At 52.1% G+C, this 15,550-nt stretch carries 13 protein-coding genes and 1 rRNA gene (1 of these 14 only partly in view); 9 read left to right on the forward strand and 5 right to left on the reverse strand.

Annotated elements, in window-relative coordinates; genetic code table 11:
- Nucleotides 1–13: 13 nt before the first annotated feature.
- Nucleotides 14–472, reverse strand: coding sequence for a transcriptional regulator AsnC (asnC, locus tag OGV80_RS08655; protein WP_003023780.1), 459 nt, complete (start codon nucleotides 470–472; stop codon nucleotides 14–16).
- 151 nt (nucleotides 473–623) lie between these two features.
- Here asnC and asnA point away from each other — a divergent pair, with 151 nt between their 5' ends.
- Complete coding sequence (asnA, locus tag OGV80_RS08660; RefSeq protein ID WP_003827009.1) at nucleotides 624–1,616, forward strand: aspartate--ammonia ligase; 993 nt, start codon at nucleotides 624–626, stop codon at nucleotides 1,614–1,616.
- 3 nt (nucleotides 1,617–1,619) lie between these two features.
- Here asnA and viaA read toward each other — a convergent pair whose 3' ends face one another.
- Both viaA and ravA read right to left on the reverse strand, forming a co-directional pair.
- The gene (gene viaA / locus OGV80_RS08665) at nucleotides 1,620–3,071 is read right to left on the reverse strand and encodes an ATPase RavA stimulator ViaA (RefSeq protein ID WP_087052873.1); all 1,452 of its coding nucleotides are present in this window, start codon (nucleotides 3,069–3,071) and stop codon (nucleotides 1,620–1,622) included.
- On the reverse strand, nucleotides 3,065–4,561 hold the full coding sequence (gene ravA, locus OGV80_RS08670) for an ATPase RavA (RefSeq protein WP_047407695.1): 1,497 nt from the start codon (nucleotides 4,559–4,561) through the stop codon (nucleotides 3,065–3,067). Before ravA ends, viaA begins: the two co-directional genes overlap by 7 nt.
- A 330-nt stretch (nucleotides 4,562–4,891) precedes the next feature.
- Here ravA and kup point away from each other — a divergent pair, with 330 nt between their 5' ends.
- From kup to rbsR, 7 genes are all read left to right on the forward strand, one after another.
- Nucleotides 4,892–6,760: a low affinity potassium transporter Kup gene (gene kup / locus OGV80_RS08675; protein WP_075145440.1), complete on the forward strand. Its 1,869-nt coding sequence runs from the start codon at nucleotides 4,892–4,894 to the stop codon at nucleotides 6,758–6,760.
- A 192-nt stretch (nucleotides 6,761–6,952) separates the two neighbouring features.
- The gene (gene rbsD, locus OGV80_RS08680; RefSeq protein ID WP_043018826.1) at nucleotides 6,953–7,372 is read left to right on the forward strand and encodes a D-ribose pyranase; all 420 of its coding nucleotides are present in this window, start codon (nucleotides 6,953–6,955) and stop codon (nucleotides 7,370–7,372) included.
- A gap of 7 nt (nucleotides 7,373–7,379) precedes the next feature.
- The gene (rbsA, locus tag OGV80_RS08685) at nucleotides 7,380–8,885 is read left to right on the forward strand and encodes a ribose ABC transporter ATP-binding protein RbsA (RefSeq protein WP_003023764.1); all 1,506 of its coding nucleotides are present in this window, start codon (nucleotides 7,380–7,382) and stop codon (nucleotides 8,883–8,885) included.
- 5 nt (nucleotides 8,886–8,890) lie between these two features.
- Nucleotides 8,891–9,856, forward strand: coding sequence for a ribose ABC transporter permease (rbsC, locus tag OGV80_RS08690; RefSeq protein ID WP_043018828.1), 966 nt, complete (start codon nucleotides 8,891–8,893; stop codon nucleotides 9,854–9,856).
- A 24-nt stretch (nucleotides 9,857–9,880) separates the two neighbouring features.
- The gene (rbsB, locus tag OGV80_RS08695) at nucleotides 9,881–10,771 is read left to right on the forward strand and encodes a ribose ABC transporter substrate-binding protein RbsB (RefSeq protein ID WP_003023760.1); all 891 of its coding nucleotides are present in this window, start codon (nucleotides 9,881–9,883) and stop codon (nucleotides 10,769–10,771) included.
- Between the two features lie 141 nt (nucleotides 10,772–10,912).
- On the forward strand, nucleotides 10,913–11,842 hold the full coding sequence (gene rbsK / locus OGV80_RS08700) for a ribokinase (RefSeq protein WP_047407672.1): 930 nt from the start codon (nucleotides 10,913–10,915) through the stop codon (nucleotides 11,840–11,842).
- Nucleotides 11,843–11,845: 3 nt separating this feature from the next.
- Nucleotides 11,846–12,838 (forward strand): ribose operon transcriptional repressor RbsR, encoded by a 993-nt coding sequence (rbsR, locus tag OGV80_RS08705; RefSeq protein ID WP_087050730.1) that lies wholly within the window; start codon nucleotides 11,846–11,848, stop codon nucleotides 12,836–12,838.
- Here rbsR and mdtD read toward each other — a convergent pair.
- Together mdtD and OGV80_RS08715 are read right to left on the reverse strand one after the other, a co-directional pair.
- Nucleotides 12,804–14,231, reverse strand: a complete 1,428-nt coding sequence (gene mdtD, locus OGV80_RS08710; RefSeq protein ID WP_043018831.1) for a multidrug transporter subunit MdtD — start codon at nucleotides 14,229–14,231, stop codon at nucleotides 12,804–12,806. The genes rbsR and mdtD overlap by 35 nt on opposite strands.
- 1 nt (nucleotide 14,232) lies before the next feature.
- A complete protein-coding gene (locus tag OGV80_RS08715) occupies nucleotides 14,233–14,937 on the reverse strand; it encodes a FadR/GntR family transcriptional regulator (protein ID WP_043018832.1) in 705 nt (234 codons plus the stop codon).
- Nucleotides 14,938–15,415: 478 nt separating this feature from the next.
- On the opposite strand from OGV80_RS08715, the gene OGV80_RS08720 reads away from it, so the two are divergent.
- Nucleotides 15,416–15,550 (forward strand): 16S ribosomal RNA (locus tag OGV80_RS08720) (it continues 1,405 nt past the right edge of the window).

Consider the following 15,550-nt stretch of genomic DNA (forward strand, 5'->3'; position numbering starts at 1 on the left):
TTAAAAAAAGCGATCACGGCTTGATGGTACGCATGATCGGGTTTTGCAGGACGATCAGGGTTTCCGTGGACTGAATTTCGTCAATTGTTTGGATCTTGTTGATAAGTACCTGCTGCAACGCGTCGATCGACTTGCACATCACCTTAATAAAGATGCTGTAGTGCCCGGTGGTGTAATACGCTTCGGTCACTTCATCGAGGCTTTCCAGTCTGGCCAGCGCTGACGGATAGTCTTTCGCACTTTTCAAGATGATGCCGATAAAGCAGCCGACGTCATAGCCCAACTGTTTGGGACTCACATCAATCCGCGCGCCGGTAATAATCCCGGCCTGTTTCATCTTTTCTACACGTACGTGAATTGTTCCTGGGCTGACGCCGAATTGTTTGGCTAATTCTGCGTAGGCGGTACGGGCATTTTCCATCAGGGCGTCAAGAATGCCGCGGTCCAGATTGTCGATCTGATAATTTTCCATAGGTTTTTCTTATGTAGATTAATGATTCCCTCTATTTTAGACGTTTATTTTAACGAATTAAAATCGAAGTCGGCTTTTTGTTTGTTGATTATTGAATATTACCTCCATTCTGTTGCTTAATCATAGGCAACAGGACACAGGAGTACACATAATGAAAACCGCTTACATTGCCAAACAACGTCAAATTAGCTTCGTAAAATCTCATTTTTCTCGTCAACTGGAAGAGCGTTTAGGTCTGATCGAAGTTCAGGCGCCGATCCTCAGCCGCGTTGGAGATGGCACGCAGGATAACTTGTCGGGCTGTGAAAAAGCGGTGCAGGTGAAGGTTAAAGCATTGCCAGACGCTCAATTCGAAGTGGTTCATTCACTGGCGAAGTGGAAGCGTCAAACGTTAGGACAACACGACTTTAGCGCAGGTGAAGGTCTGTACACGCACATGAAGGCCCTGCGTCCCGATGAAGATCGCCTCTCCCCGCTGCACTCAGTGTATGTTGATCAGTGGGACTGGGAGCGCGTGATGGGCGACGGTGAGCGTCAATTCTCCACTCTGAAAAGCACGGTAGAGGCTATCTGGGCGGGTATTAAGGCTACTGAGGCTGCGGTTAGCAAAGAGTTTGGTCTGGCACCGTTCCTGCCAGAGCAGATCCACTTTGTTCATAGCCAGGAGTTGTTATCTCGTTATCCGGATCTTGATGCAAAAGGTCGTGAACGTGCGATCGCTAAAGAGCTGGGCGCGGTATTCCTGGTGGGGATCGGCGGCAAGCTCAGTGACGGTCACCGTCACGATGTACGTGCGCCGGATTATGATGACTGGAGTTCAGCGTCCGAGCTGGGTCACGCCGGTCTGAACGGGGATATTCTGGTCTGGAACCCGGTGCTGGAAGATGCGTTTGAGCTGTCTTCTATGGGGATCCGTGTCGATGCTGACGCTCTGAAACACCAACTGTCTCTGACCGGTGATGAAGATCGCCTGAGTCTGGAATGGCATCAGGCGCTGCTGCGCGGTGAAATGCCGCAGACAATTGGTGGCGGCATTGGGCAGTCGCGTCTGACCATGCTGTTGCTGCAATTACCGCACATTGGTCAGGTTCAGTGTGGCGTATGGCCGGCACAGGTACGTGAAAGCGTCGCCTCTCTGCTGTAATAATTAACGCCGCCAGCGTCTGAGCAGGCGGCTTCGCATCCCGGTATCAAAGCGCCAGATATGATCGAAAATGCGCATGATGCCGGGTTTGCCATGTGCAGACATCGCCACCGCGTGAAAACGGTGCTGGTGTACCCGCTGTAATTCCCCCACTTTGCTGACGACCTCATCGGGTAATCGCTGAGCGATAAAATCAGAGATAACCACCGCATCGGCATCAAACCATTCCCGACCCTGCATGCGCTCAATAATGGCGCGAAAACAGCTGGCAATATCGGTACCGCCACGAAAGCGCTGACTTAAAAAACGAATCGCCTGTTCGATACCCTCTGGACCGGACAGCTCATAGCGCACCACTTCTGTTGAAAACAGCATAATGAAACAGCGCCGATTATCGGCAAGGGCAACGCGCATTAGCGCCAGGCAAAAGGCTTTCGCACACTGTTCATTGAACCCGCCCATCGATCCCGAAGTATCAACGCAGACGATAAAAGGCCCGCGCGGCTGCTCGTCAAAATCCTGATGCACCACCGGACGTTCCGTTACTTTCTCGCGCCATGCTTCGCCGTGCAGACGGTAGGTCAGCAGTTGCTTTTCCACCAGCCGGCGGTAGAACTCGTATTCCAGTTCGGTAATGCCCAGCGTGGCCAGTTCAGGCGGCAGCAAGCGCAGGATATCGTCACTTTGCTGGATGCCATCCACCTGCTCCGGTACGGTTGCCGGTTCGCGTACCAGGGTACGGAAGGTTTCCATTGGCGCATCTTTACGCGGCACGGATTTCGCTTCTCTGGAACGGCCTAACTGCTCAGCCAGACGCTGGAGTTCGGGCTGTTGCGTCAGGAATTCGCCATATTTAACCAGCAACTGATAATCACCGCGCTTGATTTGACCCGCGCTCATATCCCATAACCGGCCTGCGGCGTTGTCATTTTCTGCCAGTACGGGTTCCAGTTGCCCGCTAAGGGTCATCCGTTCCTGTACTTCACTGAGCAAATGTTCGCGCTCTTCTTCCAGCAGTTGCTGATTCAGGGTTGTGGTTTGCACCACCAGACTCAGGCGCCAGCGCTGAAGAAAAAGCGTATGGAGGGCAGGCGTAAACGCGCCGTTGTCATTGACCAACTGTTGCGCTTGTCCGGCCCACGGCGAATGGAGGCGGTGCAATAGCGACAATATTTGCGGTAGCTGGACGATAAACTGCGCATGAGAGAGGAGTTGGCTTTGCTGATAACAAATGACCTCTTCCGCCAACTCCGGCGGCACATGGGTATCTTTAAGGCGGCTACGCAAAGATTCACGCCAGCGCGGTATATCTTCAGCGATTGCTTTTTTGAGGCGGGGGAATTTTTTAAAAAAGACCACCATCTTTGGAGAAGCCAGCAGGGCGACGATCATCTCTTCGATCATCGCCTCTTCACTGACTGCCAGCATGATGTTGAGTGTATCAAGGGTCAGCATTGTTGCGCCTGGCGGATTTGCGCCCCGACATCCTGCAGGCTGGCCTCAATGCGGCCTAACCAGTCGCTATGAATAAACAGACATTTTTGCTGCTCGCTAAATGCGCTGTGCTGCTGGTGCCACTCGTTATCAAGTGCTTCGAGCTCTTGTTTTATCTCTGCAGGCATACTCTCTTGTGAAGAACCGGGCAATGCCAGTCGAGAGCCTTGTAAACTGACATCACGCACGACCAGGTGCTGCGCGCTATCCACCTCCATGTTCAGCGTCTGGGCAAAACCGATCCCGTTTAATTTTCCGCGGATCTCACCACCTTTGGTGAGCCACAACTCCAGTGCGCCACGTTCGAAAGCAATATGGATAACTTCCATGTCATGCAGCTTTAAGGGCTTTTGCAGGAGTAATGTTACGACAGAAGACGTAGCTTCCGGCGGTAAATCATAATGAGGGCGACGGCTGAACATGCCGCCCTGGCGGATCACCGTGAACGCCGTTTTGTCGCTTTGCTGCTGCTGGAGTTGAATGCGGCGCTGCACAATACCGCCCAGTCGCGTCAGCATGGCTTGCTGCTGCCATGCGTGTCCGGTCATCAATATTTCCAGCTGTTGTTGCATCAGATTCAGGCTTTGCGCGTCGTACCACAGGCAATCTTTCAGCAGGATCAGGTCGATCGGAACTACCGCATCACGTCCGCTAAAGAAGGCGCTGGCCTGGAGTAAGCGAATGGCTTTTTTCCAGCGCCGATCGGACACATAAGGGGCATTCGGTAGCGTGTCCAGTTGCTGGCGCAACGTGAAAATAAGCTCAAACACGCGATCGGGAAGCTTGATGGCGCCAATGTCCTTTTGCCACTGGTTATACTCTTCATCCGTCACCTGTAACGACGCCGGGACCGGATTGTCGCTTTCATCTTGCTGACTTAACAGCATCGAGCGGAAGTTGGCTTTGTCCTGAACTTTATCCAGCCACAGGCGAATCAGCATACGGTCGTACAGTGCTTCCAGGCTGCTGTCTGCTTCTGGCAGTTCATTGGAGGCTGCCACCAGCAAGCGCATCGGGATTTTCTCTTCATGCGCGCCGTTACGAAAGTGGCGTTCGTTGATGGCGGTTAGCAGGGTGTTAAGAATCGCCGGGCCCGCCTTCCAGATTTCGTCGAGAAAGACGATTTCAGCTTCAGGAAGATAGCCTGCGGTTAAGCGTTCATAGCGACCTTCATCTTTAAGGGCTTGAATCGACAGCGGGCCGAAAACCTCTTCCGGTGTAGAGAAACGCGTCATCAGGTATTCGAAGGCGCGAGCATTTTGAAAAGCAAATTTCAGTCGGCGGGCAATTAAGCTTTTCGCAATCCCGGGAGGACCTAATAAGAAAACGCTCTCGCCGCTGAGTGCAGCCAGCAGACACAGGCGAATAGCGTGGCTACGTTCATAAAGTCCCTTTTCCAGCGCATTGCTCAGACGGGAAATTCTTTCCGCTAATAAATGTGGGTGAGCCATAATGAAGTGGCGTCCTTTCGCCAAATGTACTGCATAAACTGCGAGTATAGATGCTTCACACCAGTGCAGTAATAGACTGAAGGTGCGCTTATTTTTCTTTGAGCCAGATTAATCTGGTCTCATTTAGGGGTACGATTTTGCGATTAATCGTGCATACTGTGCGCCTTTTTGTGGGCCAAGGGACGACGCACACATTTCTTATATATACACCAAATCAATCAAGCTGCACCAAGGCGGCAATGGAGTTTTCTCCGGGGATGGGGGGAATAACGAATGCAGCCCACGCGGAGGCGGCTTGAAAGATGATGTGTATAAACGAAAGACGAGTCTATGAGCACTGATAATAAACAATCATTGTCTGCGATTACCCTTGCGGCCATTGGGGTTGTCTACGGTGATATTGGTACCAGCCCACTTTATACGCTTCGTGAATGTTTGTCCGGCCAGTTTGGTTTTGGCGTTGAACGTGATGCCGTATTTGGCTTTCTCTCGCTGATTTTCTGGCTGCTTATCTTTGTTGTTTCCATTAAATACCTGACGTTTGTCATGCGCGCGGATAACGCCGGAGAAGGCGGGATCCTGACGCTGATGTCATTGGCCGGGCGCAATACCTCGGCGCGAACCACCTCCATGCTGGTGATTATGGGGTTGATTGGCGGCAGCTTCTTCTATGGAGAAGTGGTGATAACACCTGCCATCTCGGTGATGTCGGCGATTGAAGGTCTGGAGATAGTTGCCCCGCAACTGGACACCTGGATTGTTCCGCTCTCGATAATCGTGCTGACCCTGCTGTTTTTGATTCAAAAACACGGTACCGGCATGGTCGGTAAGCTGTTTGCGCCGATTATGCTGCTGTGGTTCCTGACGCTCGCGGTATTAGGTGTACGCAGTATTATTGGCAATCCGGAAGTGCTGCAGGCGCTCAATCCGTATTGGGCGGTGCATTTCTTCCTCGAATTCAAAACGTTGTCCTTTATAGCGCTGGGTGCGGTGGTGCTGTCGATCACCGGTGTTGAAGCGCTGTATGCAGATATGGGCCACTTCGGTAAGTTGCCGATTCGCCTGGCTTGGTTCTCCGTGGTATTACCTTCGCTGGTGCTGAACTATTTTGGTCAGGGGGCGTTGCTGTTAAAGCATCCTGAAGCGATCAAAAACCCGTTCTTCCTGCTGGCGCCGGACTGGGCGTTGATACCGCTTCTGATCCTCGCCGCGTTGGCAACGGTCATCGCTTCACAGGCAGTTATCTCTGGCGTCTTCTCGCTGACGCGTCAGGCCGTGCGTCTGGGGTATTTGTCACCGATGCGTATCATTCATACTTCGGAAATGGAATCTGGCCAGATCTACATTCCTTTCGTTAACTGGATGCTCTATTTTGCGGTGGTTATCGTGATTGTGAGCTTTGAGCACTCCAGTAATCTGGCCGCTGCGTACGGAATTGCGGTGACGGGAACGATGGTGCTGACCTCAATTTTGTCGACCACCGTGGCGCGCAAAAACTGGCACTGGAATAAATACTTTGTCTTCCTGATCCTGGTGGCGTTCTTGTGCGTCGATATTCCGCTGTTCTCCGCGAACCTCGATAAACTGATTTCCGGCGGTTGGCTGCCTCTGACGCTGGGGCTGGTGATGTTCACCATCATGACCACCTGGAAAAGCGAGCGTTTCCGTCTGCTGCGTCGCATGCATGAGCACGGCAATTCTCTGGAGGCGATGATTGCCTCTCTGGAGAAATCTCCACCGGTACGCGTGCCGGGAACGGCGGTGTATATGTCTCGTGCATTGAACGTCATCCCGTTTGCGCTTCTGCATAACCTCAAACATAACAAGGTGCTGCATGAGCGCGTTATTCTGCTGACGCTGCGCACGGAAGATGCGCCCTATGTTCACAACGTGCGTAGGGTGCAGATTGAGCAATTATCGCCCACCTTCTGGCGCGTGGTGGCCAGCTACGGTTGGCGCGAAACGCCGAACGTTGAGGAAGTGTTCCATCGCTGCGGTCTGGAAGGTTTAAGCTGTAGAATGATGGAAACCTCTTTCTTCATGTCGCACGAGTCGTTGATTGTTGGCAAGCGGCCATGGTATCTGCGTCTGCGCGGCAAGCTGTATCTGCTGCTACAGCGCAACGCGCTGCGCGCGCCGGACCAGTTTGAAATCCCACCGAACCGGGTTATTGAGCTCGGTACTCAGGTCGAGATTTAATCTCATCGACGCCCTCTTTCATCGCGAAAGGGGGCGTTTTGTTTTGTCCCTCTCAGTTTTCATTTCATCGAATGATAATCCTTGCGAAACGTTTCGATGACGATCACATTTTCGTAACGTCACGGTGGTTTTCTGTCCACTCTTCACACTACACTTATCTTCAGCGAAACGTTTCGCTAGTGGGGAAAGAAAATGAAGAAAGGCACGGTACTCAACTCTGAAATTTCAACGGTGATCTCCCGTCTGGGGCATACCGATACGCTGGTGGTGTGTGATGCAGGTTTACCCATCCCGAACAGCACAACGCGTATTGATATGGCATTAACCCAGGGCGTACCTTCTTTTATGCAGGTACTGGATGTGGTTACACGTGAAATGCAGGTCGAGGCGGCCATTCTCGCGTCGGAAATTAAACAACATAATCCGCAACTCCACGAAACGTTGCTTAAGTTCATTGAGCAACTGCAACAACACCAGGGAAACACCATTGAAATTCGTTACACCACGCATGAACAATTCAAAAAACAAACCGCAGACAGTCAGGCGGTAATTCGCAGCGGAGAGTGTTCTCCGTATGCGAATATCATTCTCTGTGCTGGCGTCACGTTCTGAGGCCATCATGAACGCATTACTGCAACTCAAAGGGATCGATAAAGCGTTCCCAGGCGTAAAAGCGCTATCCGGCGCTGCGCTGAATGTCTATCCTGGCCGCGTAATGGCGCTGGTGGGCGAAAACGGCGCGGGCAAATCCACCATGATGAAAGTGCTGACCGGGATCTACACCCGTGATGCCGGCTCTTTATTATGGCTGGGGAAAGAGACCACCTTTAACGGCCCGAAATCCTCCCAGGAAGCCGGAATCGGTATCATCCACCAGGAGCTGAACCTGATCCCGCAACTCACTATCGCCGAGAACATTTTTCTTGGCCGCGAGTTTGTGAATCGCTTTGGCAAAATTGACTGGAAAAAGATGTACGCCGAAGCCGATTTGCTGCTCGCCAAACTCAATCTGCGCTTTAAAAGCGACAGGCTGGTCGGTGAGCTGTCGATTGGCGATCAGCAGATGGTCGAAATTGCCAAAGTGCTGAGCTTTGAATCGAAGGTCATCATTATGGATGAACCGACGGATGCGCTCACCGATACTGAAACTGAATCTCTGTTCCGCGTCATTCGCGAACTGAAATCCCAGGGACGCGGCATTGTCTATATTTCTCACCGCATGAAAGAGATCTTCGAGATTTGCGATGACGTGACCGTTTTTCGCGACGGGCAGTTTATTGCCGAGCGTGAAGTCGCCTCGCTTACCGAAGACTCGCTGATTGAAATGATGGTGGGACGTAAGCTGGAAGATCAGTACCCGCGCCTGGAAAAAGCGCCGGGTGATATTCGCCTGAAGGTCGATAATCTGTGTGGCCCTGGCGTAAACGATGTTTCATTCACGCTGCGTAAAGGGGAGATCCTTGGCGTATCAGGGCTGATGGGAGCCGGACGTACTGAGCTGATGAAAGTGTTGTACGGCGCATTGCCACGCACCAGCGGCTACGTCACGCTTGATGGCCATGAGGTTGTTACCCGTTCGCCGCAGGATGGACTGGCTAACGGCATCGTCTATATTTCTGAAGACCGTAAACGCGATGGTTTAGTGCTGGGCATGTCGGTGAAAGAGAACATGTCATTGACCGCGCTGCGCTATTTCAGCCGCGCCGGTGGAAGCCTGAAGCATAAAGATGAGCAGCAGGCGGTAGGTGATTTTATTCGTCTGTTCAATGTTAAAACGCCGTCGATGGAACAGGCTATCGGCCTGCTGTCCGGTGGTAACCAGCAGAAAGTGGCCATTGCGCGCGGTCTCATGACTCGACCCAAAGTCCTGATCCTTGATGAACCAACGCGCGGCGTTGACGTTGGGGCCAAGAAAGAAATCTATCAGCTTATCAACCAGTTTAAGGCTGATGGGCTGAGCATCATTCTGGTCTCCTCTGAGATGCCAGAAGTATTGGGCATGAGCGATCGAATTATCGTTATGCATGAAGGGCATCTCGGCGGTGAGTTCACTCGCGAGCAGGCCACTCAGGAAGTATTAATGGCTGCCGCTGTGGGCAAGCTTAATCGCGTGAATCAGGAGTAAAAAAGATGACTACCCAGGCTGTTTCTGGTCGCCGTTATTTCACTAAAGCATGGCTTCTGGAGCAAAAGTCGCTCATCGCTCTGCTAGTGCTGATCGCGATTGTTTCTACCATGAGCCCTAACTTTTTTACCGTTAATAACCTGTTCAACATTCTCCAGCAAACGTCGGTGAACGCCATCATGGCCGTCGGCATGACGCTGGTTATCCTGACGTCGGGTATCGATCTGTCAGTCGGTTCCTTGCTGGCGCTTACCGGCGCGGTTGCAGCTTCGATTGTAGGGATTGAAGTCAATGCGCTGGTGGCTGTTGCTGCGGCCCTGGCGCTCGGCGCTGCCATTGGCGCAGTCACCGGGGTGATTGTTGCAAAAGGCCGCGTGCAGGCGTTTATCGCAACTCTGGTGATGATGCTGCTGCTGCGCGGTGTAACCATGGTCTACACCAACGGCAGTCCGGTAAATACCGGGTTTACTGATAATGCCGATCTGTTTGGCTGGTTTGGTATTGGTCGTCCGTTAGGCGTCCCGACGCCTGTGTGGATCATGGGGGTTGTCTTCCTCGCGGCGTGGTACATGCTGCACCACACTCGTCTGGGCCGTTATATCTATGCGCTGGGCGGTAACGAAGCGGCAACGCGTCTGTCCGGTATCAGCGTCAGTAAAATCAAAATTATCGTTTACTCACTGTGCGGTCTGCTGGCATCGCTGGCGGGCATCATTGAAGTGGCTCGCCTCTCCTCTGCGCAACCAACGGCAGGCACTGGCTATGAGCTGGATGCTATCGCAGCGGTAGTGTTAGGCGGTACCAGCCTGGCGGGTGGTAAAGGACGTATTGTTGGGACGCTGATCGGCGCATTGATTCTTGGTTTCCTCAATAATGGTTTGAATTTGTTAGGTGTATCCTCCTATTACCAGATGATCGTTAAAGCGGTGGTGATTTTGCTGGCGGTACTGGTAGACAACAAAAAGCAGTAACAACGATTACAGGACATCTTAAATATGAACATGAAAAAACTGGCTACCCTGGTTTCTGCTGTTGCGCTGAGCGCCACCGTGAGCGCGAATGCGATGGCGAAAGATACCATTGCGCTGGTGGTCTCCACCCTCAACAACCCGTTCTTTGTTTCTCTGAAGGATGGGGCGCAAAAAGAGGCGGATAAGCTGGGCTACAACCTGGTGATTCTGGACTCACAGAACAACCCGGCGAAAGAGCTGGCTAACGTTCAGGATTTAACGGTTCGTGGAACTAAAATTCTGCTGATCAACCCGACCGACTCTGATGCCGTTGGTAACGCTGTGAAAATGGCTAACCAGGCTAAAATTCCGGTTATTACCCTTGACCGCGTTGCGTCCAAAGGCGAAGTGGTAAGCCACATTGCGTCTGATAACGTGCTGGGCGGCAAAATCGCGGGTGATTACATCGCGAAGAAAGCAGGTGAAGGCGCTAAAGTTATCGAACTGCAGGGTATTGCCGGTACTTCAGCGGCGCGTGAGCGTGGCGAAGGTTTCCAGCAGGCCGTTGCGGCACACAAATTTAACGTACTGGCCAGCCAGCCGGCAGACTTCGACCGCACCAAAGGTCTGAACGTCATGCAGAACCTGCTGACCGCGCATCCTGACGTGCAGGCCGTATTTGCCCAGAACGATGAAATGGCGCTTGGCGCGCTGCGCGCACTGCAAACTGCGGGTAAATCTGATGTGATGGTGGTTGGATTTGACGGCACTCCAGATGGCGAAAAAGCAGTAAATGATGGCAAACTGGCTGCGACCATTGCTCAGTTGCCGGATCAGATCGGCGCCAAAGGCGTTGAGACTGCGGATAAGGTCCTGAAAGGCGAGAAGGTTCAGGCTAAATATCCGGTTGACCTGAAGCTGGTCATCAAGCAGTAATACCGATTCAGGTCGCTCGCGGCCTGATGGAGACATAAATACGCCATCCCCGTATCTGGTTTTGGGGATGAAAGCGTAAAAAGAAAAGCAGGGCACGCGCCACCCTAACCCGGTGGCGCACTTTGACTTGGAACACCAAATATGAAAACCGCAGGCAACCTCGTTGTTCTTGGCAGTATCAATGCCGATCACATCCTTAATCTTAATTCTTTCCCGACACCTGGTGAAACCGTAACCGGTAGCCATTATCAGGTCGCATTTGGCGGTAAAGGCGCGAATCAGGCTGTTGCTGCGGGTCGTAGTGGCGCGAATATCGCATTTATTGCCTGTACGGGCGATGATGATATTGGCGAAAGTGTTCGTAAACAGTTAGCCAAAGATAATATCGATATTGCGCCGATTAGCGTAATTTCGGGGGAATCGACCGGTGTGGCGTTGATCTTTGTGAATGGTGAAGGCGAGAACGTCATCGGTATTCATGCTGGTGCGAACGCAGCGCTTTCGCCAGCTCTGGTGGAAGCACAGCATGAGCGTATTGCGCAGGCGTCAGCCTTACTGATGCAGTTAGAGTCGCCGATCGAAAGCGTACTGGCTGCGGCAAAGATTGCACATCAAAATAAGACCACGGTTGCCCTGAATCCGGCTCCGGCACGTGAACTTTCTGACGAACTGCTGGCGCTGGTGGATATTATTACCCCGAATGAAACCGAGGCTGAAAAGCTGACGGGGATCCGGGTCGAAAACGATGAAGACGCGGCCAAAGCGGCGCAGGCATTGCACGCGAAGGGGATCGATACGGTACTGATTACCTTAGGCAGTCGCGGAGTATGGGCCAGCGTAAAGGGTGAAGGTCAGCGTGTGCCAGGGTTTAAAGTTGACGCTGTTGATACCATTGCCGCTGGGGATACCTTTAACGGCGCGTTAATTACAGCGTTACTGGAAGAGACTCCGCTGCCTGAAGCTATCCGTTTTGCACATGCCGCTGCGGCGATTGCGGTCACTCGTAAAGGTGCGCAGCCTTCCGTTCCATGGCGCGAAGAAATAGAAGCGTTTTTAAGTCAGCAGAGGTAACGCTTGGCTACAATGAAGGATGTCGCCCGCCTGGCGGGTGTTTCCACGTCGACGGTTTCTCACGTCATTAATAAAGATCGCTTTGTCAGTGAGTCTGTCACAGACAAAGTGCAAGCGGCGATTAAAGAGCTTAACTATGCCCCCTCCGCGCTGGCGCGTAGTCTCAAGTTAAACCAGACCCGCACTATTGGCATGTTAATCACTGCCAGTACCAATCCCTTCTATTCTGAGCTGGTGCGCGGCGTTGAACGTAGCTGTTTTGAGCGCGGTTACAGCCTGGTGCTGTGCAATACCGAAGGCGATGAACAGCGCATGAACCGTAATCTGGAAACGCTGATGCAAAAACGCGTGGACGGTTTGCTGCTGCTCTGTACGGAAACACATCAGCCTTCCAGAGAGATAATGCAGCGTTATCCTTCTATACCAACCGTGATGATGGACTGGTCGCCTTTTGATGGTGAAAGCGATCTGATTCAGGATAACTCCCTGCTGGGCGGGGATTTAGCCACGCAACATCTTATCGAAAAAGGTTTTACGCGCATTGCCTGCATTACCGGGCCGCTGGATAAAACTCCGGCGCGTTTACGTCTGGAAGGATATCGGGCGGCCATGAAGCGGGCGGGCTTGCCTGTCCCGGAAGGCTACGAGATTACCGGTGACTTTGAGTTCGGCGGCGGCTTTGAAGCTATGCAAACGTTGCTATCGCATAAACAGCGACCGCAGGCCGTTTTTACCGGCAATGATGCAATGGCGGTCGGCGCGTATCAGGCTCTGTACCAGTCGGGATTGCGTATTCCGCAGGATATGGCGGTGGTGGGTTATGACGATATCGAGCTGGCGCGCTATATGACGCCACCCCTGACGACCATTCACCAACCAAAAGATGAACTGGGCGAACTGGCCATCGATGTGTTAATTCATCGGATGGCGCAGCCCGCATTGCAGCAGCAGCGCCTGCAACTTACTCCTGTTTTGATGGAGCGGGGGTCGGTTTAGGCTTATGTCGCTCTTTAATCAGGTTGCGTCCATCTTTGGCTTTTAGCAGCATGAACATCAGCGCAGACACTACCGTGATAGCGCCCATCGTTATAAAGGTGTAGTGGAACTGCTCGACCGTATTGGTTCCTTCCATACCTTCATAGATTCGCAGAACGGCGGCGCTGATGGCGACCCCTAAACTGATTGATAACTGCTGAGTGACAGCCAGCACGCTGTTGCCGCTACTGGCGTTTTCATCGGTCAGATCCGCTAAAGTGATAGTATTCATTGAGGTAAACTGGGTGGACATCGCCATACCTAAAATGAACAACGGTAGGATCAGCATCCAGACCGGCATGGCGGGAGATTGCAGCGCGAACTGCGCAATCATCAGGCCGATAAACACCGTAACGCCGACCAGTGTGGTCCTGTAGCCGAGCCGGCGCAGTACCTGCGTCACCATTGATTTCGCCAGTATTGATCCCAGTGCCGTTGGCGCCATCATGCAACCGGCTATCAGCGCCGGGTAACCAAAGCCTACCTGCAACATCAGCGGCATTAAGAAAGGCACGCACCCTGTACCCAGACGAGTGGCGAGGTTTCCGGCGATCCCGACAGAAAAGGTTCGGGTTTTAAATATAGGAAGCGATATCAGCGGCGTTGGGTGACGACGCGCATGGCGAATGTAGGCAAGCAGTAACAAAATGCTGGCAAGGATAATACTGAGCGCTATCCAGGTTGCGACAAGCTTCTCACCGAAAAGCTCTACCCCGCTGGAAAACAACACCAGGCTCAAACCAAACAGAAAGAAACCGGTCATATCAAAACTGCGGCGCGGCGTGGTGAAGTTCGGCATATATTTGCGTGCATAGAAGATACCTGCCACGCCAATTGGAATATTAATCAGGAATATCCAGTGCCAGCTAGCCCATGTGACCAGTACACCGCCCAATACCGGACCTAAAATCGGCCCTACAAGTCCAGGCATGGTTACGAAGTTAAGCACGGGAAGCAGTTCGCTGCGGGGGTAAGCTCGCAATAATGCCAGACGGGCAACGGGCATCATCATGGCGCCGCCGATGCCCTGAATGATGCGGAAAATCACCAGTTCGCTTAGGGAGCTGGACAGCGCACAGGCCAGCGATCCCAATGTAAACAGGCTAACGGCAATCATAAAGACGCGCCGGGTGCCGAACCTGTCTGCCAGCCATCCACTCACCGGGATAAGCATGGCGACCGTCAGGGTGTAGCTGATAATGGCCGACTGCATGGCGAGCGGAGAGCGGTTAAGACTATGTGCTATTGCGGGTAAGGCGGTATTGAGGATTGTGGCGTCTAGTGCCTGCATAAAAAAGGCCATGGCTGCTATCCACGGCAGCCCGGCCATACTGCGTGATTTCTTTTCTGACATATTATTTATCCGGTAGCACGTTTGGTGCTATCAGCAATGCCTGACAGGCAGTGAAGGCGCGATCGCCATCGCTATCATCAATTGCATCAACAATGGCCTGGTGCAGATCCAGTTTAACCACGTCGTTATAGGTAATAGAAGTAAAGTAGGTCTGGTAAACGGAATGAAACAGTGATGCAAAGGATATAAGGAACGGATTCGCACTCATTTCATAGATGTGTTCATGCCATGCAATATCAACTTCAATCCAGCGCTCGCGTCTGAAGTTTCTTTTCAGCTCGACCATCTCTTCCATCAGCGTGTTGAGATGCGCTTTCTGTTCTGCCGTGCCTATGGTCGCCGCCAGTGAACACGCCTGAGGCTCCAGGCTGATACGCATCACCAGAAAATGTTTAATGACCTGTGGGAAATTATCTTCCGTCATCCACCAGGTGAGCAGTTCCTGATCGAGGAAGTTCCAGTTTGCTTGCGGCATGACGCGTGTACCAATACGCGGGCGCGGTAATACCATACCTTTTGCCGTTAACGTTTTTACCGCTTCTCTTACCGCAGTGCGACTCACGCCAAACTGATCGCCCAGCTCTATTTCGCCAGGCAATATCGCGCCTGGTGCGTATTCACCTTTTAATATTCGCTGAGCCAGCTTTTCGGCCAGAACGTAGGACAGGTTTTTCTGTGCGGCTAGCTGTTGGGCATTTAACGGCATGAATGTTCTTCCTTACTTATTTTCTTATTCATTAGTATGCCACCAGGAAATGTGATTGCGGCTGCAAAAACGGCAATTTGCTTATTTTATGGCATGTTAATGATGGTTTTGATGAAAAAACACGCACTCGGAAAGTTATTTTAAATTTCCCCTTGTCAGCCTGAAATAACTCCCTATAATGCGCCTCCACTGACACGGAACAACGGATTACAAGCCGCCGGGTCAGCGGGGTTCCACTGAGAACTCCGGCGAAGAAAGCGAAATTAAATGCTTGACTTCGTAGCGGGATGGCGTAATATGCACACCCCGCGCCGCTGAGAAAAAGCGAAGCGGCACTGCTCTTTAACAATTTATCAGACAATCTGTGTGGGCACTCGAAGATACGGATTCTTAACGTCGCAAGACGAAAAATGAATACCAAGTCTCTGAGTGAACATACGTAATTCATTACGAAGTTTAATTCACGAGCATCAAACTTAAATTGAAGAGTTTGATCATGGCTCAGATTGAACGCTGGCGGCAGGCCTAACACATGCAAGTCGAACGGTAGCACAGAGAGCTTGCTCTCGGGTGACGAGTGGCGGACGGGTGAGTAATGTCTGGGAAACTGCCC

Origin of the sequence: Citrobacter sp. Ce119 (genome assembly GCF_030334525.1) — a bacterium.
Taxonomy (GTDB): Bacteria; Pseudomonadota; Gammaproteobacteria; order Enterobacterales; family Enterobacteriaceae; genus Citrobacter; species Citrobacter europaeus.